Origin of the sequence: Variovorax paradoxus NBRC 15149 (genome assembly GCF_001591365.1) — a bacterium.
Classification (GTDB): Bacteria; Pseudomonadota; Gammaproteobacteria; order Burkholderiales; family Burkholderiaceae_C; genus Variovorax; species Variovorax paradoxus.
On the sequence record NZ_BCUT01000006.1, the window covers coordinates 252148 to 277562 of the forward strand.

Annotated in this window: 20 protein-coding genes; 6 read left to right on the forward strand and 14 right to left on the reverse strand. The window is 68.6% G+C overall.

The genetic code is table 11. The features are described from left to right. Positions 1-54 precede the first annotated feature (54 nt). The gene (locus tag VPA02S_RS25250) at positions 55-879 is read left to right on the forward strand and encodes an undecaprenyl-diphosphate phosphatase (RefSeq protein WP_012748694.1); all 825 of its coding nucleotides are present in this window, start codon (positions 55-57) and stop codon (positions 877-879) included. A gap of 21 nt (positions 880-900) precedes the next feature. Here VPA02S_RS25250 and VPA02S_RS25255 read toward each other — a convergent pair whose 3' ends face one another. Further along, positions 901-1722 (reverse strand): IclR family transcriptional regulator, encoded by an 822-nt coding sequence (locus VPA02S_RS25255; protein ID WP_062366306.1) that lies wholly within the window; start codon positions 1720-1722, stop codon positions 901-903. 126 nt (positions 1723-1848) lie between these two features. On the opposite strand from VPA02S_RS25255, the gene VPA02S_RS25260 reads away from it, so the two are divergent. Further along, entirely contained in the window at positions 1849-2820 is a 972-nt protein-coding gene (locus VPA02S_RS25260) for a Bug family tripartite tricarboxylate transporter substrate binding protein (protein ID WP_062366307.1), read from the forward strand. Positions 2821-2830: 10 nt separating this feature from the next. Continuing rightward, positions 2831-5179, forward strand: coding sequence for a cytochrome P450/oxidoreductase (locus VPA02S_RS25265; protein ID WP_062366308.1), 2349 nt, complete (start codon positions 2831-2833; stop codon positions 5177-5179). A gap of 6 nt (positions 5180-5185) precedes the next feature. Here the strand turns inward: VPA02S_RS25265 and VPA02S_RS25270 are convergent, their stop codons facing one another. Both VPA02S_RS25270 and VPA02S_RS25275 read right to left on the reverse strand, forming a co-directional pair. After that, complete coding sequence (locus tag VPA02S_RS25270; protein ID WP_062366310.1) at positions 5186-5863, reverse strand: response regulator transcription factor; 678 nt, start codon at positions 5861-5863, stop codon at positions 5186-5188. Between the two features lie 187 nt (positions 5864-6050). Further along, positions 6051-7934 carry a sensor histidine kinase gene (locus VPA02S_RS25275; protein WP_062366312.1) on the reverse strand — a complete coding sequence of 628 codons (1884 nt, stop codon included), beginning with the start codon at positions 7932-7934 and terminating at the stop codon, positions 6051-6053. A 105-nt stretch (positions 7935-8039) separates the two neighbouring features. Between VPA02S_RS25275 and VPA02S_RS25280 the strand changes: the two genes are divergently transcribed. After that, positions 8040-10352, forward strand: a complete 2313-nt coding sequence (locus tag VPA02S_RS25280) for a YadA family autotransporter adhesin (RefSeq protein ID WP_062366314.1) — start codon at positions 8040-8042, stop codon at positions 10350-10352. A 25-nt stretch (positions 10353-10377) separates the two neighbouring features. On the opposite strand, the gene VPA02S_RS25285 is transcribed toward VPA02S_RS25280, so the two are convergent. From VPA02S_RS25285 to mutS, 4 genes are read right to left on the reverse strand one after another with little or no spacing between them, the layout of a single operon-like run. Next, entirely contained in the window at positions 10378-11085 is a 708-nt protein-coding gene (locus VPA02S_RS25285; protein WP_018906311.1) for a response regulator transcription factor, read from the reverse strand. Positions 11086-11099: 14 nt separating this feature from the next. Next, positions 11100-11909: an alpha/beta fold hydrolase gene (locus tag VPA02S_RS25290; RefSeq protein WP_012748686.1), complete on the reverse strand. Its 810-nt coding sequence runs from the start codon at positions 11907-11909 to the stop codon at positions 11100-11102. Positions 11910-11923: 14 nt separating this feature from the next. Continuing rightward, complete coding sequence (locus VPA02S_RS25295) at positions 11924-12763, reverse strand: proteasome-type protease (protein ID WP_012748685.1); 840 nt, start codon at positions 12761-12763, stop codon at positions 11924-11926. 27 nt (positions 12764-12790) lie between these two features. Beyond that, positions 12791-15388, reverse strand: a complete 2598-nt coding sequence (gene mutS / locus VPA02S_RS25300; RefSeq protein ID WP_374987745.1) for a DNA mismatch repair protein MutS — start codon at positions 15386-15388, stop codon at positions 12791-12793. A gap of 158 nt (positions 15389-15546) precedes the next feature. Between mutS and VPA02S_RS25305 the strand changes: the two genes are divergently transcribed. Both VPA02S_RS25305 and corA read left to right on the forward strand, forming a co-directional pair. After that, positions 15547-16161: a hypothetical protein gene (locus VPA02S_RS25305; RefSeq protein WP_062366317.1), complete on the forward strand. Its 615-nt coding sequence runs from the start codon at positions 15547-15549 to the stop codon at positions 16159-16161. 36 nt (positions 16162-16197) lie between these two features. Then, positions 16198-17175: a magnesium/cobalt transporter CorA gene (gene corA / locus VPA02S_RS25310; RefSeq protein WP_012748682.1), complete on the forward strand. Its 978-nt coding sequence runs from the start codon at positions 16198-16200 to the stop codon at positions 17173-17175. Between the two features lie 140 nt (positions 17176-17315). Here corA and VPA02S_RS25315 read toward each other — a convergent pair whose 3' ends face one another. The 7 genes from VPA02S_RS25315 to VPA02S_RS25345 form a co-directional block, all read right to left on the reverse strand. Further along, the gene (locus VPA02S_RS25315) at positions 17316-18155 is read right to left on the reverse strand and encodes a siderophore-interacting protein (RefSeq protein WP_062366319.1); all 840 of its coding nucleotides are present in this window, start codon (positions 18153-18155) and stop codon (positions 17316-17318) included. A gap of 15 nt (positions 18156-18170) precedes the next feature. Then, a complete protein-coding gene (locus VPA02S_RS25320; protein ID WP_018906316.1) occupies positions 18171-18782 on the reverse strand; it encodes a PadR family transcriptional regulator in 612 nt (203 codons plus the stop codon). A gap of 98 nt (positions 18783-18880) precedes the next feature. Continuing rightward, positions 18881-19771 carry a 2OG-Fe(II) oxygenase gene (locus VPA02S_RS25325; RefSeq protein ID WP_062366321.1) on the reverse strand — a complete coding sequence of 297 codons (891 nt, stop codon included), beginning with the start codon at positions 19769-19771 and terminating at the stop codon, positions 18881-18883. A gap of 4 nt (positions 19772-19775) precedes the next feature. Next, on the reverse strand, positions 19776-20384 hold the full coding sequence (locus tag VPA02S_RS25330) for an SEN1982 family lipoprotein (protein ID WP_062366323.1): 609 nt from the start codon (positions 20382-20384) through the stop codon (positions 19776-19778). Positions 20385-20401: 17 nt separating this feature from the next. Next, entirely contained in the window at positions 20402-21832 is a 1431-nt protein-coding gene (locus tag VPA02S_RS25335) for a cytochrome-c peroxidase (RefSeq protein ID WP_062366325.1), read from the reverse strand. Further along, positions 21829-24123 (reverse strand): alkaline phosphatase family protein, encoded by a 2295-nt coding sequence (locus tag VPA02S_RS25340; RefSeq protein ID WP_062366327.1) that lies wholly within the window; start codon positions 24121-24123, stop codon positions 21829-21831. The genes VPA02S_RS25335 and VPA02S_RS25340 overlap by 4 nt, the downstream gene beginning before the upstream one ends. Before the next feature lie 185 nt (positions 24124-24308). Further along, complete coding sequence (locus VPA02S_RS25345; RefSeq protein ID WP_062366329.1) at positions 24309-25136, reverse strand: HDOD domain-containing protein; 828 nt, start codon at positions 25134-25136, stop codon at positions 24309-24311. Positions 25137-25415: the final 279 nt, after the last annotated feature.

Below are 25415 nucleotides of genomic sequence, written 5' to 3' on the forward strand. Positions count from 1 at the left end.
AACCTGGCCTGACTCGATGCCTCGCCATAATTGCTGCTCTTTAAAGGAGTAAGCGTGGACATCGTTTTGCTGGTGAAGGCCGCCGTCATGGGCATCGTCGAGGGGTTGACCGAATTTCTTCCGATCTCGTCGACAGGGCATCTGATTCTTGCGGGCTCGCTGCTCGGTTTCGACGACGACAAGGCCAAGGTGTTCGACATTGCCATCCAGACCGGTGCGATCTTCGCGGTGATCCTGGTGTACTGGCAGAAGATCCACTCCACCGTGGTGGCGCTGCCGCGGCAGGCCAAGGCGCGGCGCCTCGCGCTCAACGTGGTCATCGGATTTCTGCCCGCCGTGGTGCTGGGCCTGCTGTTCGGCAAGATGATCAAGGCGCACCTCTTCATTCCCGTGGTGGTGGCCAGCACCTTCATCATCGGCGGCTTCATCATCCTGTGGGCCGAGAAGCGGCCACCGGGCTCGGTGCGCATCGAGCATGTCGACGACATGACGATGTGGGACGCCCTCAAGGTCGGCCTGGTGCAGTGCTTCGCGATGATCCCGGGCACCAGCCGCAGCGGCTCGACCATCATCGGCGGCATGCTGCTCGGCCTGTCGCGCCAGGCGGCCACCGACTTTTCGTTCTTCCTGGCCATTCCGACGCTGATCGGCGCCGGCGCCTACAGCCTCTACAAGGAGCGCGCGCTGCTGTCGGTGGCCGACATTCCGCTGTTCTCCGTGGGGCTGGTGTTCTCCTTCATCAGCGCCTGGCTCTGCGTGCGCTGGCTGCTCAAGTACATCAGCACGCACGACTTCATTCCCTTTGCCTGGTATCGCATCGCCTTCGGCATCGTGGTGCTGGCCACGGCGTGGACCGGCACGGTGGTCTGGGCGGAATAAGCGCAGCAGCCGGCCCGGCGCTCAGGCGCCGTTCCCGTGCCCCAGGATGGCGCTCGCGGCACGGGCTTCCTGCCGCACCGCGGTGGCGATCGGGCCGTCGATGGCCGGGTCGAAGCCGCCTGTGGCGCCCAGCGCGGTCAGCACCGCGCACACCCGGCCCGCATAGTCGTAGACCGGCGCCGCCACGGCGCTGATGCCGCGCAGGTAGGTGTCCTTCACGCTCGCGCAGCGGGCCAGTTGCACCTCGCGCCGCAGCTGGCCGATGGGGTCCTTCGCGTCCAGCGTGGCCCGCATGTCTTCCGGTGAATCGGCCAGTTCCTGCTCGGCCAGCGCCAGCACCCGCGACTCGTCGAGCAGGCCCAGGAACGCGCGTCCGGTGGCCGACCAGAGCATCGACATCACCGAGCCGGCGCGCACGTTCACCGTGACCGGCAGGCCCGGCTCCTCGAAGCGCACGATGGTCGGCCCCTTGTTGCCCATGACCGCGACGAAGCAGGTCACTTCCAGCGATTCGCGCAGCCGCACGAGGCAGGGCTCGGCCGCGCGGATCGGGTCCGCCTGGCGCATGGCGGCCAGGCCGATCTGGATGGCTTCCGTGCCCAGGTAGTAGTGCTGCGAGACGGCGTCCTGCAGCACCAGCCCTTCCTCCATCAGGCTGGCGAGGTAGCGGTGCACCTTGGCCGGGCTTTCGCCGACGTGGGCCGACAGGGCCGTGAGGCTGCTGCGGCCGCCCAGGTGGGCCAGCCCCTTGAGCACCGCCATGCCGGTTTCGGCCGATTGCACGCGCTGGCGGCGTTCGCGGGTCGCGGGGGAGAGAGGGGGGAGCTCCGGAGCTTGGGTCATGTGGGCTGCATGTTAGGTGCTGGGACCGGGCGCCGAGCGGCCGCTCGGGTTCAGGGTTGTCCCTTGAATCAAAATTACGCAATGCGTATGATAATTACGCAATACACAATCATGCCGGAGACATCCATGAAAAACCGCCTCGCTCGGTGCCTTGCCGTTCTTTCCCTTGCTGCCGTGGCAACAAGTGCCGGCGCCCAGGCCTTTCCCGCCAAGCCGATCCGCTGGCTCGTTCCGTACGCGGCCGGCGGCGGCTCCGACTTTCTCGCGCGCACGGTGGCGCAGACGCTCTCCACCCAGGTGGGACAGCCGGTGCTGGTGGACAACAAGCCCGGCGGCAACACCGCGCTGGCCGCGGCCGAGACAGCGCGCGCGCCGGCCGACGGCTACACGGTGCTGTCGGCCGACAACGGCACGCTGGTGTTCAATCCGGCGCTCTACAAGTCGCTCTCGTACAGCCCGACCAAGGACCTGGCGCCCGTCACGCTGATGGGCAAGTTCCCGATGATCCTGGTGGTCGGCGCCAACTCCGGAATTGCCACGGCCAAGGATTTCATCGCCAGGGCCAAGGCCAAGCCGGGCGATGTGAGCTACGCCTCGGCCGGCGCGGGCAGCCCGCACCACCTGGCAATGGAACTGCTCAAGGTGGAGGCGGGCCTTTTCATGGTCCATGTGCCGTACCGCGGTGCGGCGCCGGCGCTGGCCGACGTGGTGGGCGGGCAGCTACCGGCCATGATGGTCGACCTGGCGGCCGGCGCCGGCTTCATCAAGGGTGGCAAGGTCCGCGCGCTGGCGGTCGCCAACCCGACGCGCCTGCCGCAGCTGCCCGACGTGCCCACCTTCGCCGAGCTCGGCTACAAGAACGTCGAGGCCGCCGCGCTGGTCGGCGTGGTGGTGCCCTCGGCCACGCCGCCGGAGGTGGTGAACACGCTCAACCGCCAGCTGGTGGCGGCCATCCATGAGCCCTCGGTGAACAAGCGCATGGTCGACTTCGGCGTCGAGCCGGTCGGCAACACGCCCGCGCAGTACACCGCGCTGCTGAAGGCCGAGACCGTGCGCTGGCACAAGCTGATCCGCGATTTGAAGATCACGCTGGACTGAGTCTGCTGCCATGTCCGATACCGCCATGCCTTCGCGCACTTCCGGCTGCCCCGTCGCGCACGGGCCGCTGTCTTCCGAGCGCACGCCCACCGGCTGCCCCGTGAGCGCGCGCGCCGCCGAGTTCGACCCCTTCGAGGACGGCTACCAGCAGGACCCGCCCGAGTACGTGCGCTGGGCGCGCGAGAAGGAGCCGATCTTCTTCAGCCCCAAGCTCGGCTACTGGGTGATCACGCGCTACGACGACATCAAGGCGGTGTTCCGCGACAACATCACCTTCAGCCCCTCCAACGCACTCGAGAAGATCACGCCCACCGGCGACGAGGCCAACGCCGTGCTCGCCTCCTACGGCTTCGCGCTGAACCGCACGCTGGTGAACGAGGACGAGCCCGCCCACATGCCGCGCCGCCGCGCGCTGATGGACCCGTTCACGCCCGAGGCGCTCAGGCACCATGAGCCGATGGTGCGCGAGCTGGCGCGCAGCTATGTCGACCGCTTCATCGACGACGGCCGTGCCGACCTCGTCGACCAGATGCTGTGGGAAATTCCGCTGACCGTGGCGCTGCACTTCCTTGGCGTGCCCGAGGAAGACATGGACACGCTTCGCAAGTATTCGATTGCGCACACCGTCAACACCTGGGGCCGGCCCAAGCCCGAGGAGCAGGTGGCCGTGGCGCATGCGGTCGGCAACTTCTGGCAGTACGCCGGCAAGGTGCTCGAGAAAATGCGGCAGGACCCCGACGCGCCCGGCTGGATGCAGTACGGCATCCGCAAGCAGAAGCTGCACCCCGAGGTGGTGACCGATTCGTACCTGCACTCGATGATGATGGCCGGCATCGTGGCCGCGCACGAGACCACCGCCAACGCCACCGCCAATGCAGTCAAGCTGCTGCTGCAGCATCCGCAGGTCTGGCAGGAGCTGTGCGAAGACCCGGGCCTCATTCCCAACGCGGTGGAAGAGTGCGTGCGCCACAACGGCTCGGTGGCCGCGTGGCGGCGCCTCGTCACGCGGGACACGCAGGTGGGCGGCGTCGACCTGCCGGCCGGCTCGCGGCTCCTGATCGTCACCTCGTCGGCCAACCATGACGAGGCGCATTTTTCCGATGCCGACCTGTTCGACATCCGCCGCGACAACGCCAGCGACCACCTGACCTTCGGCTACGGCTCGCACCAGTGCATGGGCAAGAACCTCGCGCGCATGGAGATGCAGATCTTCCTGGAGGAATTCACGCGGCGGCTGCCGCACATGCGGCTCTCGGAGCAGCGCTTCAGCTACGTGCCGAACACCTCGTTCCGCGGGCCCGAGCACCTGTGGGTCGAGTGGGACCCTGCGGCCAATCCGGAGCGCAGGAACCCCGCGCTGCGCGCGGTGCAGGTGCCGGTGCGCATCGGCGAGCCCTCGCGGCACGCGATCACGCGGCCGGTGGTGGTGGAGCGCGTGACGCCGGTGGCCGAGGGCATCGTGAAGCTGCGCCTGGTGTCGCCCGATGGCAAGCCGCTGCCGCGCTGGACCGCGGGTTCGCACATCGACGTGGAATGCGGCTCGCCCGAGCGGTCGCGCCAGTATTCGCTGTGCGGCGATCCGGGCGAAGCCGGCGTGCTCGAGATCGCGGTGCTGCATGAGCCCGAGGGCCGCGGCGGCTCGGCCTGGGTGCATGCGCAGGTGAAGGCGGGCGACCGGCTGCGCATTCGCGGGCCGCGCAATCACTTCCGGCTCGACGAGTCGCTGGCGAAGGCGATCTTCATCGCGGGCGGCATCGGCATCACGCCCGTCAGCGCGATGGCGCGCCGCGCGAAGGCGCTCGGCATGGACTACGAGCTGCACTACAGCGGCCGCAACCGCGCGCGCATGGCCTTCCTGGACGAGCTCGCGGCGCTGCACGGCGAGCGGCTGCAGGTCCATGCGAGCGACGAGGGGCGGCGCTGCGACCTGCGCGCGCTGCTTGCCGAGCCGGTGGCCGGTGCGCAGGTCTATGCCTGCGGACCGCTGCGCATGCTCGAGGCGCTCGAAGACTGCTGCGCCGCCTGGCCCGAGGGTGCCTTGCGCGTCGAGCATTTCGAGTCGACGCTCGCCACCCTCGATCCGTCGAAGGAGCAGGCCTTCGAGGTCGAGCTGAAGGATTCGGGCCTGGTGGTCAACGTGCCGCCCGGCCAGACCCTGCTGTCGGCGCTGCGCGCCGCCAACGTCGACGTGCAGAGCGACTGCGAGGAGGGGCTGTGCGGCTCCTGCGAAGTGCGGGTGCTGTCCGGCAAGGTCGATCACCGCGACGTGGTGCTGACCCGCCCGGAACGCGAGGCCCACAACAAGATGATGGCCTGCTGCTCGCGCGCCTGCGAAGGCCGGCTGGTGCTCGAGCTCTAGGGCTGGTCAGCGCGCCAGGGCGTGCCCGCCGCCCATGTGCGCCGTCTCGGCGCGCGAGCCAAGCGCCAGCTTTCTGTAGATGCCCTTGATGCGGCATTCCACCGCCAGCCGGGGCATCGCCAGCGCCTGGGCGACGTCGCGGTGCTCGAGCCCCTGCACCACCAGTTCGAGCGTCTTGCGCTCCTGCGGCGTCAGCGCCGCTTCGGGCATCGACCCCGGATCGGCCGCGTGCCCCGCATGCCAGGCCAGCACGCGCCGCGCAATGGCCGGATCGATGGTGGCGCCGCCCTGCTCGATGCTGCGCAGGCCGATGCTCAGCTCGAGGTCGTCGCGCTCCTTCAGGAGATAGGCCACCGCGCCGGCGCGGAGTGCGGAAAAAATGGTTTCTTCGCTGCGGGAGGCGGAAATGGCCACGGCGGGCGTTTGCGGATGGTGGGCCTGCAGCCATTCGACGAGCTCGACCGCGTCGTCGCCAGGCAGGCCGATGTCCACCAGCATCACGCCGAAGCTCGGCTTTTCCAGCAGCTGCATGGCCATCTCGGCATCGTCGGCCCAGGTGATCTGCGGCTCGTCGCAGCCGAGCGTGGGCAGGATGTAACGCAGGCGTTCCTGCATTGCCGTGTCGTTTTCGACCACGAGCACCGAGCTCAGCGAAACGGTTTCGGCGGCTTCCGAGGAGAACATTTGGGCGGCATTCTGAGACTGTGGCCGAGAAACTGGGACGTTTTGACTTATTTTGCGCGAATGTTGCCGGAATTGACATTTATGTCCCCCGGTTTGCCCATGCCCTGAACAGGGCCTTGCACAGAGGGGCCGGACCGGGTGGCGCAACCCGCTCCGGCACGGGCCGGGACGGGAGTGCGCAGGCCCCTCAGGACGCCGCTGCCAGCGGCATGCGCAGCGCCAGCTGCGTCTGGCCGGGGCGCGACTGCAGCTGCAATTCGGCCCCCAGGCGGCGTGCGCGCGTGCGCAGGCTGCGCAAGCCCGCGCCGGCGCCCTTGTCGGCGCCGTCCACCACGAAGCCGCGGCCGTCGTCGCGCACGCTGAGCTGCAGTTCGGCGCCGGTGCGCGTCACCGCCACGTCGACGCGGCGGCTTGCGCTGTGCTTGAGCACGTTGGTCAACGCCTCCTGCAGGAAGCGCAGCAGATCCAGGCTCTGCGACGGCGGCAGCTCGAGCGTCTCGATGTTCGATACCTGCCAGCGGCAGTCGATGCCGTTGGCGTCGAGCAGCTGCGAGGTGCGGTGCCGCAGGGGCACGAGCAGTTCGCCGAAGGCCCGCGTGCCATCGTGCTGGCCGGTGGCCTCGATGATCAGCCGCAGGTCGTCGCGCAAGCGCTTGAGCATGGCGAGCAGTTCGGGCGCGGAGAGTTTCTCGGGTTTGCGTTCGAGCGTTGCGATGCTGCCGACCAGCATGCCGCCCAGCCCGTCGTGCAGGTCGCTCGCGAGGTTCACCCGCTCGCCGATGCGCGCATGCGCCAGCTCGAGCGCATGCTGCTGCGCCAGCGTGACGCCCAGTTCGGCCTTGGCGGTGTTCACCTCTTCGATGAGCTCGGTGTTGAAGTTCTCGATGCGCTTCAGGCTGCTCACGAAGCGCCCGGCCTGCGTCAGCGCCATGCCCAGCAGCAGCACATACGACGACATGGTCGTGTAGTAGGTGTTGCTGTGGATCACCTGCATGAACACCAGCAGGTCGTGCATTGCCGTTGCCGCCGACACGGCCATGAAGGGCGCGAGCGAACGCATCGGGCTCGCGCGGTGCCGCAGGGCGTGCACGATCGATGCGCTGTTCACCGCAATGACCGTGAGGCCGCCCACCAGCGTCCAGATGGCGCGGTGAACCGGCAGGTCCAGGCCGCTCGTCAGCCACAGGTCGAGCACGCCGGCCAGCGCGACCGCCAGTGCCGCCGCTTCAAGGCGCGGCATGCGCGATGCGCAGAAGCGCAGCGCAAAGACGATGTAGGACACGCCGAAAACCAGAAGCAGCGAAGTGTTGAGCGCCTGCCACCCGTGGTTGGAGGCAAACGGCCAGGGACTGGTGGCGATCTGGTTGTAGCCGAACAGCAGCCACAGCACCGACATCAGCGCGAACCATCCGTAGGCCGCCTCGCGCCGCCGCAGCAGCCACAGCGCGGCGAAGAACCCTGAGACCGCCGCGCTGACCGCGAGGCCCAGCACCTGCAGGTCGCGGCGCACGAACCGCTCCCGCTCGTAGGTCGCCTGCACGGCGGCGGGCCTGCCGAAACTGACCGGGCCCAGGCCGGCCTGGTAGGCAGACAGGCCCGAGACGCGGACCGTCAGCATGTTGGTGGCGCCCGGCTTCAGCAGCGGCGGCGCCAGCAGCCAGTAGCGCGGGCTGTTCCAGGCGCGGGTCAGCGGCTCGACCAGGCTCTGGTCGCGCCAGATCGGCGTGCCGTTGAGCGAAACCTCGCCGGCCATGTTGAGGTAGTGCATCAGCAGGCCCGTTTCATTGGTCTGCGCGGGCTGGTCCCAGGTCAGCCGGTACCAGACCACGCCGTCGAAGCCGGGCCAGCGTTCGGCCCAGCTGTCGGGCAGCGTGACGCGCGTCCATCCGCCGGTCGGCGGGCTGGTCTCGTTCCAGCCCGTGCCGCGCACTGCCTCGACATGGAACTCGGGAGGAGGGGGCTGCTGCGCGAGCGTCGTCGCAGGGATGGAAACAAGGAGGAAGAAAAGAAGGGCGCCCATCAACGCGGCAAGCAATGCCTGTGCGGGCGATGCGGGCTGCCGGCTCCTCATCCGATCCAGATCCTTCATTTACCAGTTCTCGGGGATGGCCTCGATGAAAACGAAAAGACACACTTTGCCATGTTTTGTCTTGGTTGTTCACAAGGGGAGAAGTCCATGTCCATCCGGATCCACGCGCAGCTGCTGGCGATTGCCTTGTCTTTCGCGGGAAGCGCACATGCCGCCGGCTATGCGGCCGGTGGCGCGGGCAACGCAGGCCCCGCCCAACCCGGCTGGTCGTCGAGCGCCGGCGGCGGTGCGGCTACGGTCTCAGGAGACGGTTCCACTGCGATCGGCGCGGGTGGCGATGGCAGCAACGGAACTGCTGGCGGAACAGGTGGAACGGGCGGCGTTGGCGCCAGTGCGACCGCGAATGGTTCGACGGCCATCGGGGGCGGCGGAACCGCGGGGCAAGGTAGGGCGGGCGGCACGGGCGGGGCAGGGGGAAGCGGCGCCCAGGCCACGTCTTCCGGCGCCATTGCCGTCGGCGCTGGCGGCGCTGGCGTTGACGGTTGCTGCGGCTTCCCCGGCCGCGCCGGCGGCAGCGGCGCGCAGGCCACGGGCAACTCGGCGGTCGCCATCGGGAGCGCCTCTGGCACCAGCCAGGGCGCAGTGGCGTCCGGCAATGGCAGCACGGCGATCGGCGGCGCGAACGGTGGCGCTTCGGGCGCGGCGGCGCTTGCGACAGGCGGTGTGGCGATCGGCTCGGGCAGTCGGGTCGAAAGCGGCGCGAGCGGCAGCGTGGCCATCGGCGCGAATTCCGTCGCCACGGCGGCCAATACGGTGTCCTTCGGGTCTGCCGGCCAGACGCGCGGCCTGGTCAACGTCAGCGCTGGATCGGTGGCATCCACGAGCACCGACGCCGTCAACGGCAGCCAGCTGTACGCCGTGCAGAGTGCTGCAGAAGTGGCTCGAGCAACTGCGAACGGCGCAATGGGCCGGGCGATGATTGCTGAACTTGATGCGACGCGAGCCCAAGACACGGCGAATACCGCACTTGCAATTGCCGACGGCGCAATGGGCCGGGCGATGATTGCTGAACTTGATGCGACGCGAGCCCAAGACACGGCGAATACCGCACAGACCACGGCCGTTGGCGCTCAAGGCACGGCAAATACTGCGCTCGCGAATGCGGCAACTGCACAGACCACGGCCAATGGCGCTCAAACGGCTGCGGCTGCCGCCCAGGGCACCGCAAGCACTGCCCTTGCCAACGCAGGCACCGCGCAGACCACGGCCGTTGCCGCTCAGGGCACGGCAAATACTGCGCTCGCGAATGCGGCCACTGCGCAGACCACAGCCAACGGCGCCCAGACCGCGGCGGCTACTGCGCAGGGCACAGCAAATACCGCGCTCGCCAACGCAGGCACCGCGCAGACCACGGCCGTTGCCGCCCAGGGCACGGCAAACACTGCGCTCGCGAATGCGGCCACTGCTCAGGCCACGGCCAACGGTGCCCAGACCGCGGCGGCTGCCGCCCAGGGCACGGCGAACACCGCCCTGGGCGTGGCCAACAACTCGGTCCAGTACGGCCCGGGCGGTACGAGCGTCAGCCTGAATGCCAACGACGGCGCGGGAACCACGCTCAACAACGTGCGCGCCGGCACCGCCGCAACGGATGCCGCCAACGTCGGGCAGGTCCAGCAGGCGGAGCAAGGCGCCGTCACGGCCTCCAACAGCTTCACGATGCAGCAGGTGACTGCCCTGCAGAGCGTCATGAACCAGGCCCTTGCCAACGGCCTGTGCAGCTTCAGCGGGGGCAGCGTGACCTGCGGCACAGGCAGCAAGGCCACCGGCGCGGGTGCCACGGCCATGGGCACCAACGCCATTGCCGACGGCGAGGGCACCACCGCGCTGGGCAGCGGCGCCGAGGCCCGCCACGCCGGCTCGGTGGCCATCGGCGCCGGCGCCAGGGCGCTGGCCGATCCCACCACGGCCGTGGGCAACAACGCGGTGGCCACCGGCAACAACGCGGTCGCGCTGGGCGCCAACACGCTGGCCTCGGGCAGCAATGCGGTGGCGCTGGGCCAGGGGTCGGTGGCGGACCGCGACAACACCGTGTCGGTGGGCAATGCGGCCACCGGGCAGTTGCGCGGCATTGCGAATGTCGCCCCCGGCGTGCTGGGCACGGATGCCGTCAACGTCAACCAGTTGCAGCAGGCGGTGAGCAGCGCGACCAGCCAGGCGAACGCCTTTGCCGCGCAGGGCGTGGCGTCGGCACTGGCCATGCCGTCGATGCCGGCCCTGTCGGCGGGCAAGAAATGGATGGGTGCGGCGGTCGGCAACTACGCCGGCGCAGCGGCCATCGGCTTTGCCTTCGGCTACCAAGTCAACGACAACCTGAACCTGGGGCTGGGGGTTTCCACCGCCACCAGCAGCGGCAGCAGCAACCGCATTGCCGCCCGCGTGCAGGCCGGCTATTCGTGGTGAGGCGCGCAGGGAAGAACGCGTGCCCTCAGTCCAGCAAGCCGTGCCTGCGGGCCTGGTAGACGGCCTCGGTGCGTGAGCTGACGGCGAGCTTGCGGTAGATGTTCTTGGTGTGGCATTCCACGGTCAGCCGGGAGATCGACAGCGATTCGGCCATGTCGCGGTTGCTCAGCCCCTGCGCCACGAGTTCGAGGATCCGGCGCTCCCGCGGCGTCAGCGCGACGGGCAGCGCAGCGGGTGCATCGGCCGCCGGCACGGCGGGCGGCGAAGGCAGCTGCGCCGCAAGCCAGCCCAGGATATGGCGCGCAATGGCCGGATCGATCGGCGAGCCCCCCTGCTCGATGCTGCGAAGCGCAATGCCCAGTTCGAGATCGTCGCGGTCCTTCAGCAGGTAGCCGATGGCGCCGGCCCGCAGCGCCGCGAAGATGACGTCCTCGGTCCGGAAGGCCGAGATCACCACCGCGGGCACCTTGGGATGCTGCGCCTGCATCCAGCCGATCAGTTCGACCCCGCTGCCGTCCGGCAGTCCGATGTCGACCAGCGCGATGCCGAAGCTCTGCGCATCGAGCAGTTCCTTGGCCGCGGCAATGCTGTCGGCCCAGGCGATCTGCGGCGCGCCGTGGCCGAGCGTGGCCAGCACATGGCCCAGGCGCTCGCGCATCGCGGGATCGTCTTCGACCACCAGCGAAGGGCTCAAGGAAACGCCTTCGACGGCTTCCGGCCTGGAATTGGACATATGTTTCCGTGCGATCAGCCCATCAGGTTGCGCAGCGCCGCTTCCACCGCCGCCGCGGTGGCCAGCGGCTTTTCCATGGGAAACAGGTGCGTGCCGTCGAGCATGGCGATGCGTCCCCGGGTGACCTTCTGGGTCATGGCCATGCCCACCTGCTTCATCTCGGCGGACTGGCGCCCGCCGATGAAGGCCGCCTTGCACTTGAGCGGATGGCGGCGCAGCAGCGCGCCCAGGTTGTGGGGCAGGGTGTCGTAGATGGCCGTTTCCACGTCGCGGTCGAAACTCAGCTCTCTCATGTCTTCGCTCGCGAAGGTGCCGTGGTCGATGTAGTCGTGCAGCACCTGCTCGTCCCACCTGGCAAAGGCCTTCTTGCTGCGGAAGTGCTCGAACACCGCTTCGCGGTGCGCCCAGCTGTTCCTGCGCTTGCGGCTGATGGCACCGGGCGAAATGCTCTTCATGAGCGGCGTGCGCTTGACCACGTTGAGCGTGTTCGCGCGCCAGCCGCTGAGGACCGGCGAGTCGAGCAGCACCACGCCGCAAGCGAGCGCCGGATGCAGCGCCGCGCACATCAGGCTCAGGATTCCGCCCAGCGAATGGCCGACCAGGAACACCGGGCCGCCGGCGCGGTCGGCATGCCGCTGCGCGAAGTCGGCCAGCTGTTGCACCAGGTGCGGCCAGTTGTCGGTGACGGGGTACTTCGGGTCGTGCCCGAATTTCTCGATGGCATCGACCTCGAAGCCGCGGCTGCGCAGGCTGTCCAGGACGACGCGGTAGGTGCTCGCGGGAAAGCTGTTGCCGTGCGAGAACACGACGGGAGGCATCGGCATGGCCGCGGTCGGCTTCAGATCAGCTTTTCGTCGGGCGTCGAGATCTTGCGCAGCGGGCTGTGCCGCGTGGCCGGCATCTTCAGCGGATGCTCGGTGGCGGAGTCGTCCCACACCGGGTCCTCGATGCTGTCGAACACCTCGCGCAGCTTCTGGCCCCAGCTGTTGTGCATCATGCGGTAGTAGGGGTTGTCGGCGTCGATGCAGATCACGCGGTCGGTCTCGAGCTTGTTGGCCTCGTACACCACCAGGTCGAGCGGCAGGCCCACCGAGAGGTTCGACTTCATGGTCGAGTCCATCGACACCAGCGCGCATTTGGCGGCTTCGTCCAGCGGGGTCTCGGGCGTGAGCACGCGGTCGAGCACCGGCTTGCCGTACTTCGACTCGCCCACCTGGAAGTAGGGCGTCTCGGTGGTGGCCTCGATGAAGTTGCCGGCCGCATAGACCAGGAACAGGCGCATGCCTTCGCCCTTGACCTGCCCGCCGAAGATGAAGGACACGTTGAAGTCCAGCCCCGCATGCTTGAGCGCCTCGGCGTCGCGGTCGTACACGTGGCGCACGGCCGAGCCGAGCACGCGCGCGGCATCGAACATGCTCTTGGCGTTCCAGATGGTGATGGGGTCGCCCTGCGAGCCGTCTTCGCGCGTTTCGCGCAGTTCCTCGATCTGCAAAATTTCGCGCACCGACTGCGAGATGCTCAGGTTGCCCGAGGACAGCAGCACCATGACGCGGTCGCCCGGCTGCTCGTAGACGATCATCTTGCGGAAGGTGCTGATGTGGTCCACACCCGCATTGGTGCGCGAGTCGGAGAGAAACACCAGGCCGGCGTTGAGTTTGATGCCTACGCAATAAGTCATTTTTTCATCTCGCACGAAGGATGCCCGCTACGCGGCGCCGCGTTCGCGCGTGTTCAGTTTTTGTAAGGCATAGAGCGCGTCGAGCGCCTCCCGTGGCGTCATCGCATCGGGATCGAGCGCGGCCAGGGCGGATTCTACGGCGCTGGCCATCGGCGTTTCGGCCGCCGGGGGCGGGGCGAACAGGTCGACCTGCGCGCGCGTCTGGGCGTGCTGCGACTCCAGCGCCTCGAGCGCCTGCCGCGCGTGGTTGACCACCGCGGCCGGCATGCCGGCGAGCCGCGCCACCTGGATGCCGTAGCTCTTGCTGGCCGGGCCGGGCTGCATTTCGTGCAGGAACACGATGTCGCGGCCCGCCTCGGTGGCGCTCACGTGCATGTTCACGGCGCAGTGGTGCGTGGCCGGGAATTCGGTCAGCTCGAAGTAGTGGGTGGCAAAGAGAGTGAAGGCCTTGCTGCGGTCGTGCAGCTGGGCCGCGATGCCCGCGGCCAGCGCCAGGCCGTCGAAGGTGCTGGTGCCGCGGCCGATCTCGTCCATCAGCACCAGCGACTGGGCGGTGGCGCTGTGCAGGATCTGCGCGGCCTCGGTCATCTCGAGCATGAAGGTCGACTGCGCGTTGGCCAGGTCGTCCGCGGCGCCGATGCGGGTGTGGATGGCATCGATCGGCCCGAGCCGGCAGGCCGCCGCCGGCACGTGCGAGCCGATGGACGCCAAGAGCACGATGATCGCCACCTGCCGCATGTAGGTTGACTTACCGCCCATGTTGGGGCCGGTGATGACCTGCATGCGCTGCTGCGGCCCGAGCTGCGTGTCGTTGGCGATGAAGCCGCCCGACGATTTTTCGGCCAGCCGCGCCTCCACCACCGGATGGCGGCCCTGCTGGATCTCGATGCAGGGGTGCGAGACGAAGCTCGGCGCGCGCCAGTGCAGCGTGTGCGAGCGCTCGGCCAGCGCGCACAGCGCATCGAGCGTGGCAATGGCGCCGGCCAGCTGCGTGAGCGCCGGCACCGAGGGCTGCAGCGCGTCGAGCAATTGCTCGTAGAGCCACTTCTCGCGGGCGAGGGCCCGGTCCTGCGCGCTCAGCGCCTTGTCCTCGAAGGCCTTGAGTTCGGGCGTGATGAAGCGCTCGGCATTCTTCAGCGTCTGGCGGCGGCGGTAGTTGTCGGGCACCTTGGAGAGCGCGCTTTGCGTCACCTCGATGTAGAAGCCGTGCACGCGGTTGAACTGCACCCGCAGGTTGCTGATGCCGGTGCGCTCGCGTTCGCTGACTTCGAGCTTCAGCAAAAAATCGTCGCAGTTCTCGCTGATCGCGCGCAGCTCGTCGAGCTCGGCGTCGTGGCCGGTGGCGATCACGCCGCCGTCGCGCACCAGCGCCGAGGGATCGGGCTTGATCGCACTCGCCAGCAGGTCGGCGCAGCCCGGCGGCGGCGCGAGCCGTTCGATGATGCGGCCCAGCAGTTCGCCGGACGCCGGAAGCGCCGGGGCCAGCTGCTCGGCCTTCGCGAGTGCGAGGCGCAGCGCGAGCAGTTCGCGCGGACGCACCTGCCTGAGCGCGATGCGCGCCGCGATGCGTTCCACGTCGCTGGTGTTCTTGAGCTGTTCGCGCAGGGTGCGCCAGGGCGCGGCGGTGCCGCCCAGCACCGTGGACTGGAGCGCGGCAATGGCTTCGAGCCGGGCCTGCGCCTCGCCGCGGTCGCGCCGGGGCGACAGCAGCCAGCGCTTGAGCAGCCGGCTGCCCATGCCCGTCATGCAGGTGTCGAGCAGCGAGAACAGCGTGGGCGAGTCTTCGCCGCGCAATGTCTGCACCAGTTCGAGGTTGCGCCGCGTGGTGGGCGGCAACTCGACCAGGTCGCCGTCGCGCTCCACCGACAGGCGCTGCACATGCGACAGCGCGCGGCCCTGCGTGTGCTCGGCATAGCCCAGCAGCGCGGCCGCGGCGGCATGCGCGTTGGCGAGCGATTCGGCGTTCCAGGCCGCGAGGCTGTTGCTGCCCATCTGCTCGCTGAGCTTGCGCTCGCCCAGGCCGCCGTCGAACTGCCACGCGGGGCGGATCGAGAGCGTGAAGGGCGTGGCCGCGCGCGCGGCCTTCAGGCGCTGCTCGAAGGCCGGCGTCACCTCGGCGCTGTAGAGCAGCTCGCTCGGCGCGATGCGCGCGATCCAGGCTTCGAGCGCATCGGCCGGGCATTCGGCCAGCCGCAGCTCCGCGCCGGTCACGCTGAGCCAGGCCAGGCCGCAGAAGTTGCGCGTGCCCGCATGCACTGCGAGCAGCAGCGATTCGCTCTTGTCGTTGAGCAGTTCCGAATCGGTCAGCGTGCCGGGCGTGACCACCCGCACCACCTTGCGCTCGACCGGGCCCTTGCTCGCGCCGACTTCGCCCACCTGCTCGCAGATCGCCACCGATTCGCCCAGCTTGATGAGCCGCGCAAGATAGGTGTCGACAGCATGGAAGGGCACGCCGCACATCACCACGGGCTGGCCGGCCGACTGGCCGCGCTGGGTGAGCGTGATGTCGAGCAGGCGCGCGGCCTTTTCGGCGTCGGCCCAGAACAGCTCGTAGAAATCACCCATCCGGTAGAACAGCAGGGTATCCGGATGGTTCGCCTTGAGGCCCAGGTACTGCGCCATCATGGGCGTATGCCCGGAGAAGTCGCTGGTGGAGGGGGAGGGTTGCGCGGTCGTCGTTTTCACTCGGACGATTATCGGGGACGGCGAATGGCTCGGCCGGGCGGACAGCCCGCCTTTAAAATCCGCCGGCGCGAACCCCGCGCGAAAGAAACAAGGCGCCCATGGTCCACCCGGATGAATTCAAAGGCCCCGAAGCGGACGCGCTGCCCGACACCGCCACCGTGCCCGCAGAACTCGCCGCGCTGTACCTCTGCATGCCGCCGGCCCAGCTCGCCGACCTGCGCAAATCGAAACGGCCCGACGGCCGGGCAGGCAATGGCGCGTCCATCATCAAGCCGGTGGAAGGCGGCGCGAAAGACCCGGTGCTCTACCAGCTGGGCACCTTGCGCGGCTTTGCAAAGACGCACACCGCCCCCACGGCCTTCGACACCGCGCTGGACTCCGGGCTGCCGGGCTGGGTGGCCGCCAGGCTGCCTTTCTTTGCCGAGCGCGAACCCCGCATCAAGCGCGGCCGCCGCGTACTCATCGGCGGCGCCTGGGACCGGGCGGACCCGCTGCGCGAGAAACGCTTCGCCGATTTGGCAAAGGGCCGCATCCGCTTCACCTCATTGACATGCGCCGAAGCCGCCGCGAGCCTGTGGGCCGACGTGGCAAGCCACAGCGCGCTTGCCGAAAAGGGGCTCGCCCTGCTCAGGCGCGAGACCGAGGCCATCGAGGCCGCGCTGGCGGCCACCGGGCAGCTGGCCGCGGCTTCCAATCCGGATGCGGTGGCCTGACCCGCTTCCTTCCAGACCGACCATGGACGAGTACCGATGCTGATCAACTGCGTGGCCTACGAGAACGGCGCCAAGCTCGCCGACATTCCGGTCGAGGACATCAGCGAGTACATCTCCCGGCCCGGCTGCTTCGTCTGGGTGGCGCTGAGCGACGCCACGCCGCAGGAGCTGGCCCAGATGCAGGAGGAGTTCAACCTGCATCCGCTCGCGGTGGAAGACGCCCAGCACGGCCACCAGCGGCCCAAGGTCGAGGAATACGGCGATTCGCTCTTCGTCGTGATGCACCTGGTCGAGCCCTCTGCCGAGGGCGAGCACTGCGTGAACGTGGGCGAGGTCGACGTGTTCGTCGGCAAGAACTACGTGCTGTCGGTGCGCAACCGCAGCCAGCAGGGCTTCCTGGGCGTGCGCGAGCGCTGCGAGCGCGAGCCCGAGCTGCTGCGCAATGGCGCGGGCTTCGTGCTGTATGCGCTGATGGATGCGGTGGTCGACCGCTACTTTCCGGTGATCGATGCGCTCGAGGTGGAGCTCGAATCCATCGAGCAGCAGATCTTCACGCAGGGCGGCGCGGCGCGCGACAAGATCAAGCAGCTGTACGACCTGAAGCGGCGCAGCATGATCCTCAAGCGCGCGGTGGCGCCGCTGGCCGAGGCCGCGGGCAAGCTGCATGGCGGGCGGGTGCCGCAGATCTGCATGAGTTCGCAGGAATATTTTCGCGACGTGGCCGACCACCTGGTGCGTATCAACGGCTCGATCGACGCCATGCGCGACACCATCGGCACGGCCATTTCGGTGAACCTCTCGATGGTCACGATCGAGGAGAGCGAAGTCACCAAGCGGCTGGCGGCCTGGGCCAGCATCTTTGCGGTGTGCACCGCGTTCGCGGGCATCTGGGGCATGAACTTCGAGCACATGCCGGAGCTGAAATTCCGCTATGGGTATCCGGTGGCGCTGGTGCTGATTGCGGCCACCTGCAGCTATCTCTACTACCGGTTCAGGCGCGCGGGCTGGCTCTGACTCTTTTCTTTCTCCCTCCCCTTCCGGGGGAGGGCAGGGGTGGGGGCTGGCGGCGTATCAAGCATCGGCGGCACTTGCAAGTGCCGCTCGCCCCCATCCCAACCTTCCCCCGGGAGGGGAAGGAGCAATACCAAGGCGCTTTACTCGTCGTGCGTATCGTGCGTGGCCACCGCACCGCGCCGCCAGTAGCCCGAGGCGCGAATCCACTTGGGGTTGGCGCCGCGTTCGCCCACGAGGTGCGCGCGCAAGGCCTTCGCAATCGCCGATTCGCAGCCCACCCAGGCGTGGAAGTCGCCGGCCGGCAGCGCCATGGCCCGCAGCGCATCGATCAGCACCGGGCTCAGGCCCGGTTCGGCGCCGTTGCGGTGCACCCACTTCAATGTGAGCTGCGCCTTCGTCTCGAACGGAACCTGGTCGGCTTCGCTGTCGACCTCGGCCAGCACCACCACCCGGGCACCGGCCGGCAGCTCGGCCAGGCGCCGCGCGATGGCGGGCAGGGCGGTGTCGTCGCCGATCAGCAGGTGCCAGTCGAAGGCCGTCGGCACGATGAACGAGCCGCGCGGGCCGCCCACGCCGAGCACATCGCCGGGCTTGGCCTGCTCGGCCCATTGCGTGGCGGGGCCGGCGTCGTGCAGCGCGAAGTCGAGCTCGAGCGTGTTGGCGCTGGCGTCGTGACGGCGCGGCGTGTAGTCGCGCATGGTGGGCCGGCCGCTCGCGGGCCACACCGGGCCGTCGGGCCCCACGGTCGGCAGCGTGAGCTGGCCGGTCACGGCATCGGGGAAAAAGATCTTGGCGTGGTCGTCGAAGCCCGGGCTCGTGAAGCCCGCGAGGTCGTCGCCCGTGAGCGTGATGCGGATCAGGTGCGGCGTCAGGCGCTGCACGGTCTTGACCGTGAGCTGGCGAAAGCGAAGCTCGTGGCGCACGCGGTGCGGCGTGCGGTCGGGTGTGGTGGAAGCAGAAGTGGTTGTGAAGTCGGTCATTTCAAAAGAAGAAGTTCAGATGCGCTCTAGCTGTTGAGCGGCGCTGTCGAGCACCGCGGCGAAATCGTGGGCTTGTTGTTCGGTGAGGGGGGCGCCCGAGAGGCGCATGCGCATCGCGAGCTTGAGGTTCTCGATGGCGCGCGTGACCTGCGGCGGGCGGCCGCCGCGCGGGCCGGCGCCGTCGACGCCGCCGCTCATGCGGGCCATCATGGCGTCGGCCGTGTCGCGGTTGGCGGCCAGGAATTCCCGGCCACTGGCGGTGATGCTGTAGCGCTTGCGCCCGCCAGTGTCGGCCGTTTCCACGCTCAGGTAGCCCATCTCCTCGAGCAGCGTGAGGGTGGGGTAGACCACGCCGGGGCTGGGCGCGTAGCTGCCGCCCAGGCGGTCTTCGATAGCCTTGATGAGCTCGTAGCCATGGGCGGGCTTGTCGGCGATGAGCTGCAGCAGCACGAAGCGCAGGCCGCCATGGCCGAACACCCGTCCGCCGCCGCGTCCGCCGCGGCCTCCGCCGTGCATGCGCTCTTCGCCGCCGTGGCGTCCACGACCGCCCGAGAGGCCGTCCTCGTGTTCGCCGCGCGGAGAGTGGCAGTGGTGATGATGGTGGTGGCCGAAGTGGAAATGTCGCATGATCGATGCCTTCTCGATGTGTATTCGACTTATTTTAGATATATCTAAATAAAAGTCAAACCGATACGCATCCGAATGCCCCGAGGGGCGCGTTGCCCTCAGGGGCGCGGCGCCTGGGCGGCGGCCACGAAGCGCCGCTGCCGCATCCATTTGGTCGCCACCCACTTCTCTCCGCGCAGCACGGGCGCGCCCGCGTGCAGCGATGCGTGGTCCACCTGGCCGAGGCTGTTGCAGTACTCGAAGTACACCGCGCCGCCGCGTTGCGGCGACACCGACCACCCCGTCTCCGGAAACACCGTTTCGCCGCCTTCTTCCACCTCGTTGAGGTAGGCCACGAGCGTGCTCACGCGCTGGCCGCTGCGTTGCAGCGAGGCCTGGTTGGCGGCGTTCGACGGCACCAGGAAATCGAAATGCGGCAGGCTCTGCGCGCCGGCCGGGTAGTGCAGCACCTGCAGGCCTTCGCCGTTTTCCACCGGCAGGTTCATGAGTTCGGACAGGCGTTCGTCGAGCCGCGCGATGAAGGCGTTTTCGCGCAGCCGGAAGAACATGCCCAGGCTGCTGCGCTGTGCCCCCGAGCGGTTGCGTCCGGTCAGCGGATCGACGCTGGTGGAGGGCGCGAGCCGCGGCCGGGCCAGTGCGATCAGCGCCTCGCATTCCTCGGCGCTGAAGACGTCGCTCAGCACCGCGAGGACCGGCTGCGCCGCGCGCGCCGCCACGCGCACGATGCGGTCCGCGGTGCGGATCGATGCGCCCGGCGGCAGCCGCGATGCTTCATGGCGGTAGGCCGGCGCCACCGTGACCGAATCGGTCGGCAAGGGGCCCGCGGTGCGCAGCGCGAACACGAAGGCGTCGACGATGGCCTTGGCCGCATCAGGCGGCATGTCCTGCGTGCGCATGGCCTGCACCACCTGCGCGGGCGTGCAGCCCTGGCGCAGGTTGTGCAGCACCCAGTCGCTCAGCGCGGGCGAAAAGCGCAGCACGGCATCCATCGGGTCAGATGCCCTCTGCAGCCCAGCCAGTGGGCGTGCGCCTGAAGTTCTGCTTGAGCTGCATCGTGCCGGCCCCGCGCACCACGCGGTCCACCATCGGAAAGACCCTCTGCGCGTCGGCATCGCCGGTCCACGGTGCGGCATCGATCCTGTAGGTGTAGGTGACGGCGACGGCGGACGCGTCCTTGGCCGCTTCCCAGCCCACGATCCTGTCGAGCGTCAGGTGGGCGGCGCAGAAATCGCCCTGCGGCTCGCGCGCGTGGAAGTATTTCTTTCCTTCGTCGGTCAGCGCATAGCGCGTGACGGTGACCTGGGTGGGCTGCTCGCCTTCCCTGGCTTCCCCGACCTGTGCCGCGGATGCGCTCACCAGCCCCAGGTGCTCCAGCACCGGCATCTGCACGGCGTTGCGCGCGCGCGTGCCGGCTTCGCGCTGCGGCACGTCGATGGGCCAGCGGGTCTTGCCCAGGCACAGGTCGCCCTTGGCCGCGAGGTAGGTGTTCATCGCGGCGGTCAGGTCCTGCAGATTGGCCTGGGGCTGCTGCGGGCCGCAAGCGGCGAGCATGGCGAGCGCAGCCGCAGCCAGTGCCGTGGAGATTTTTCTGTTGTTGTTCATGGAAGAGAAAGAAGGGATCAATTGGCGCAGGCACCGGGCTTCGCGGGCGCCGCGGGTTGGGTGTCCGCGTCGCTCAGGGTGTGGAGGAAGCAGATCAGGTCGGCCATGTCCTGCTCGGACATGGGGGGCGCCGAGCCCGCGGCGCGGCCGTCCATCGGCAGTTGCGCGTCGATGTTCGATGCGTAGGCGGCCGGCAGGTCGTCGTACTTTCGCACCTTGCCGCCCGTGTACTGGGTGGTGACGAGGCCGTAGGCCGGAAAGCCGGGGTCGTTCTTCGCCTTCGGCGTGCCGCCCACGGTGGGATACCAGAGCTCGGGCTGCGTGTCGCGCGTGTTGTAGAAGCGGACGACCTGTTCCAGCGAATGCATCACGCCGTTGTGGAAGAAGGCCGTGCGCGTTGCCACGTTGCGCAGCGTCGGCGCCTTGAACATGCCGCAGAAGCCGTTCGCGGCGTTGGGCGCGGCCGGCGCGTGGTCGGTGCGCATCGGGCCGCACACGCCCATGTCGAAATACTGCAGGTTGCCGTTGGCGGGAATGCCGGCGTTGCGCGGCACGCCGATGGCCTCGTAGGAGAAGTCGGTGAACAGCGCGGAGCTGCCGCCGAGGCCCGCGCCCTGGTAGTGGCACGAGGCGCAGTTGCCGGTGTTCGGATTGGTGAACACCTTGAGGCCGCGCGCTTCGGCGGGCGTGAGCGCGCCGCCGATCTTGTTGCCCGCGTACAGGTCGAACTTGCTGCTGTACGGATGAAAGCTTTTGTCCTCGAGCTGGTAGGCCTGCAAGGCCTGCAGCGCATTGGCGAAGGCCGCGTCGCTGTCGTCGAAGGCCTTGGCACCGAAGGCCTTGGCAATGAGCGGGGCATAGTCGGCGGCCTGGAGCTTCTTCACCACGTCGGCGCTGCTGGCGTTGGCCATCTCGAGCGGGTCGAGCAGCGGGATGCGGGCCTGGGCGGCCAGCGTGTCGGCGCGGCCGTCCCAGGCCAGCCCGCCGCCAGGGCCCGGCACGCTGACGCCGTCGGGGTTGTCCAGCAGGTCGGCGTAGGGCGGGGTCACGTCCTTGTAGCGCAGCGAGGGCACGGCGCGCAGGCCGGCCTGGTCCATGTGCGGGCCGCCGAGCTGCACCGAAAGACCATTGGCCGGCGCGTGCGCATGCGCCGGCTCGTGGCAGCTCGCGCACGACATGGCGCCGGAGCCCGAGAGGTTCTTGTCGAAGAACATCTTCTGGCCGACCTGCGCCGCAAGGCTCAGCGTGCTGGAGGGCGCGGGCGCCGCGGGGGCGGCACCGGCAGCCGCGGCGCCCGCAACCGCACCCGGCGGCACGGAAGCAGCGCCGCTGCTGTTGCTGCCGCCGCATGCAACCAGCAACGCGCCCGCGCCGAGCGCCGCCAGCGCGAGCCGGCCCGTGCGCGCCGCCGCCGCCGGCCCTTTCGGGCCTGAACGGCGCAGCCTCATTGCTTCAGCGACCAGACATTGAGCTGGTTGGCGTCCGGCCCGACTTGCGCCGTGGTCGACACGTCGCCCGACTGCTTCTGCGTGTAGCCCGCCGGAATCACGAAGGCATGGTTGATCGGCCGCACGCTGTCGAAGTGCGTGTCCGCGCTGCCTGCGTATTCGGGCAGGTTCACGATGTTCTGGGCGATGAAAGCCTCGGTGTACTTCGAGCGGTTCATGTACGTGCCGTCGACCGCCGGGTCGGCCAGCTGGAACATGTCCTGCAGCGTGCGCACGAACGAGAAGTGGCTGTAGGCATCGCTGTCGGACACGCCCTTGGGCGCGCCGGCCTGGTTGGTCAGGATGCCGAAGATGCTCTCGCCGTGGCCGCGGTTGCCCTTGGTGTAGTTGTTGATGCTCGCGTCCACCGACCAGCTGCCGTCCGCGTTCTGCTTGACCGGATTGGCGACCGTGCTGTTCGACACGTTCCAGCCGCAGCAGGAGTTGAAGCCGCTGGTGGCGCTGCCCTCGTCGAACATCAGCACGATGGCCACGCGCTTTTGCGGGTTCTGCCACAGCGGCGAAGCCTGGATGCGCTTGACCGTGTAGTCGACGTAGTCGTCGCCGCGCGTGATGATCGGCGAAACGGCGCTGGTCGACACGTTGTTGGCCACGCTGGCGCAGTCGCTCGCGGTGCCGATGCCGCCTGCGCCCTTCACGCTGATGCCGTGCATGTCGTCGCACTGGTCCGGCACCAGGAAGTTCAGGTTGCCGACGTTGCCGCTGGCCAGGTCGGTGCCGAGCTGGTCGTAGTCGTAGCTGGCAGGAATGGCGTAGTCGGTGCTGTTCTTCAGCGCCGCGTCCCACTGGCCGCCGCCCATGGTGCGGTTGCTGTATTTCCATTCGGGCGCGCTGCGCACGTTCTGGTAGGCCATGCCGGGGTGGTGCTTGGTCTTGTACAGGCCGCCCGGCAGCGGCAGCGTGAGCGTGGCGTCGCCAATGGCCGTGGTGTTGCCGCCCAGCGTGCCCGGCGCGTAGACGTTGTCCTTGGCGGTGACGGCGGCATCGGCCACGCTGTCGGTGCGGAAGTCCTGGCCCGGGTTCATCGATTCGCTGTAGGTGCGCCAGGTCAGGCCGGCATGGGTGATCGCATTGAACAGGTTCGGCCTGCCGACGATGTTGTGGTTCACCGCGGCGGCCTGCGTGCAGGTGGCTGCAAAGGGCGACTTGGCCAGGCCCGGCTGGGTGTTGTCGGGCACGGGCAGGTCCTGCACGGCGTTGGCGCCGGTGGCGTCGCAGTTCCATTGGCTGTCGTCCGTGATGCCCCAGTCGTCGGCGCCGCCCAGGGCCGTGTAGTTGGGCTCGCTCGGGTTGCCGGTGGCGTAGTAGCTCACCAGCTGGTTGCCGGCCTTCAGGTAGCCGTTGATCTTGGGCGCATAGGCCGAATTCAGGATCGACATCGTGGCCTTGTTCTCGAGCATCACGATGAAGATGTTGTCGTAGCGCGGAATGCCCTCCACATTGAACGCCGCCTGCTGCGATTGCAGGAAGGTGATGGGCTTGCGGTTGTCCGCGACGTTCGCCGTGGCCGCGGTCACGCCGGCCATGCCTGCGAGGCGCGGGTCGCCGCCGGGGTTGGCCAGCGCGTCGGGGAACTTGTCGCCGCGGTCGAGCTTGGTGGTGGCGTAGGCGAAGCGGTTGTTCAGCGCATTGGCTTCATTGAGCAAGGCGGCCTGCACGGCGCCGCTGGCGGCGTTGACGTCGCCGAGCAGGGAACCGACAGGCACGCCCAGGCGCGCGGCCAGGTTCTGCTTCTCGGCGGCATAGCTCGTGCCGTTGGCCTCGACCAGCCGCGCCACTTCGGAGGACAGCGGGCTGACCACCACGGCCGTGCCCTGTTCCTGCACTTGGTCGAGCATGACGCGCAGCACTTCGCGCGTGGGCACGCTGGTGTTGGTGGCGGTGTTCTTCGCACTGGTGCCGATGTCGGCGATGAGTGCCGACGCGCCGGACAGCGGCAGGCTGAACTTGCCGCCGGCATCGGTGACCGCGGCCGGCTCGCCGGTGTCGCAGCGGCCGTTGCCGTTGCTGTCCACGCAGACGGTGGCGCCGGCGTAGTAGCCCGGCGTGACCACCGGGTCGGTGCTGCTGCCGGGCTTGAAGGCGCTGGCCGTGAGGACGCCGCTGAAGGTGGTGCTGCTGGCCTGGTTCGCGGGCGGCGGCAGGAAGGCTGCCGGGCCGGCGCCGTGGCCGCCGCCTCCGCACGCGGCCAGCAGCGAGGCTGCGAGCACGCTCAGGGTGGGGTACAGCAAGCCGGATCTGATGGTTGGAATGGTTTTTTTCAATTCGTTCTTTCGACGTGGAAGGGCATGACGCAGCGCGGCGCGGCGCTGCGTCGGCACTGGGGGCCGCGAACGAATCTAGGTTTGCCCCGTGTCAGTCGAAAGGCAGAAGACTTAGCTGTGAATGAGCGAGGGCGGGGCGCCCGCCGCGGTGATCAGGCGATCATCGATTCCAGGTCGGACGCCAGCTCGCGTGGTGCCGGCATGTCCTGCATCACGTCTTCGGACAGGCCGATCGCGTCCGCCGGCTGGGCCGGCCAGACATGCTGCGCGTCGCCGATGCGCAGCCCTTCGCGTTCCAGCGCGACGCGCCAGACCGCCAGGTGCAGCACGCTGGCGAGCGGGTCGACCTGCTCGGCCTCCATAGGGTTGGCGAAGGAGGACAGGGCGCAGACGAACTCGGGCGCGAATTCCCAGCGGGCGGCCAGCCGCGCGCCGACCTGGCCGTAATGGAAGCCGAACTTCTGCCGTTCGACCTCGAGCCGTCCCATGCGGTCGAAGGGGTGCGCGGCGTTGAGCTCGGCCATCGGCTGCTTCATGGCGCCGGCCATGATCAGGTGGCCGATGGCGTGCATGCTGCCGACCGTGAAGGCCAGGCTCTGGTCCACACGGCGCGTCTTGCCCGCGAGATAGCGGGCCACGGCGGCCACGCGCAGGCTGTGCGACCAGAAGGCCGGCAGGTTCACGCCCTCGACCTTGCGGAAGGTGCCCGTGAGGCCGGAGCTCACCACCAGGGAGCGGATCGAGGAAAAGCCCAGCAGCTGGATCGCGTCCTGGATCGACAGGATCTTGCGGCGCAGCCCGAAGTACGGCGAATTCGCCATGCGCAGCACGCGGGCCGTCAGCACCTGGTCGAGCTCGATCTTGCGTGCCACCACGGAAACCGCGGCGTCCTCGTTGCGAAGGAGCTCGATGAGATCGAACACCACCTTGGGCACCGTGGGAAGCAAGTGGCTGTCGGTAAACAGTTCGTCCAGGGTCATGGCGATCTCGGGCTGTAGTTTTTTGCTGCCCGGGATTGTCCTGCAACCTTAGTGTTACATGTTGATGTCTTCGGAATCGGGCCGGTTCCCGCGGCCTGGTTGCAGACTTCCTGCAACACCGATGCGGCTGCGCGCTGGTCCGCGCGGTGGCTACCCCGGGCGCGTAAGTAGATGTTTCTCCGTGGGGTGTTTGATCCATCTCAACACGGCCCGCGGCCGCGGCGCGCAGCATGGTTTTCCCGTGCTCTCACCCTTGTCGAGACAAATCGCGTGACGTTC

Coding starts and splice junctions, on each gene's coding strand:
- VPA02S_RS25295 (WP_012748685.1), bottom strand. CDS start 12,763: ATGACTTATTGCGTAGGCATCAAACTCAACGCCGGCCTGGTGTTTCTC.
- VPA02S_RS25335 (WP_062366325.1), bottom strand. CDS start 21,832: ATGAGGCTGCGCCGTTCAGGCCCGAAAGGGCCGGCGGCGGCGGCGCGC.
- VPA02S_RS25255 (WP_062366306.1), bottom strand. CDS start 1,722: ATGACCCAAGCTCCGGAGCTCCCCCCTCTCTCCCCCGCGACCCGCGAA.
- VPA02S_RS25315 (WP_062366319.1), bottom strand. CDS start 18,155: ATGACCGACTTCACAACCACTTCTGCTTCCACCACACCCGACCGCACG.
- VPA02S_RS25345 (WP_062366329.1), bottom strand. CDS start 25,136: ATGACCCTGGACGAACTGTTTACCGACAGCCACTTGCTTCCCACGGTG.
- VPA02S_RS25280 (WP_062366314.1), top strand. CDS start 8,040: ATGTCCATCCGGATCCACGCGCAGCTGCTGGCGATTGCCTTGTCTTTC.
- mutS (WP_374987745.1), bottom strand. CDS start 15,388: ATGATGGCGCAGTACCTGGGCCTCAAGGCGAACCATCCGGATACCCTG.
- VPA02S_RS25275 (WP_062366312.1), bottom strand. CDS start 7,934: ATGAGGAGCCGGCAGCCCGCATCGCCCGCACAGGCATTGCTTGCCGCG.
- VPA02S_RS25320 (WP_018906316.1), bottom strand. CDS start 18,782: ATGCGACATTTCCACTTCGGCCACCACCATCATCACCACTGCCACTCT.
- VPA02S_RS25285 (WP_018906311.1), bottom strand. CDS start 11,085: ATGTCCAATTCCAGGCCGGAAGCCGTCGAAGGCGTTTCCTTGAGCCCT.
- VPA02S_RS25270 (WP_062366310.1), bottom strand. CDS start 5,863: ATGTTCTCCTCGGAAGCCGCCGAAACCGTTTCGCTGAGCTCGGTGCTC.
- VPA02S_RS25305 (WP_062366317.1), top strand. CDS start 15,547: ATGGTCCACCCGGATGAATTCAAAGGCCCCGAAGCGGACGCGCTGCCC.
- VPA02S_RS25330 (WP_062366323.1), bottom strand. CDS start 20,384: ATGAACAACAACAGAAAAATCTCCACGGCACTGGCTGCGGCTGCGCTC.
- VPA02S_RS25290 (WP_012748686.1), bottom strand. CDS start 11,909: ATGCCGATGCCTCCCGTCGTGTTCTCGCACGGCAACAGCTTTCCCGCG.
- corA (WP_012748682.1), top strand. CDS start 16,198: ATGCTGATCAACTGCGTGGCCTACGAGAACGGCGCCAAGCTCGCCGAC.
- VPA02S_RS25325 (WP_062366321.1), bottom strand. CDS start 19,771: ATGGATGCCGTGCTGCGCTTTTCGCCCGCGCTGAGCGACTGGGTGCTG.
- VPA02S_RS25265 (WP_062366308.1), top strand. CDS start 2,831: ATGTCCGATACCGCCATGCCTTCGCGCACTTCCGGCTGCCCCGTCGCG.
- VPA02S_RS25260 (WP_062366307.1), top strand. CDS start 1,849: ATGAAAAACCGCCTCGCTCGGTGCCTTGCCGTTCTTTCCCTTGCTGCC.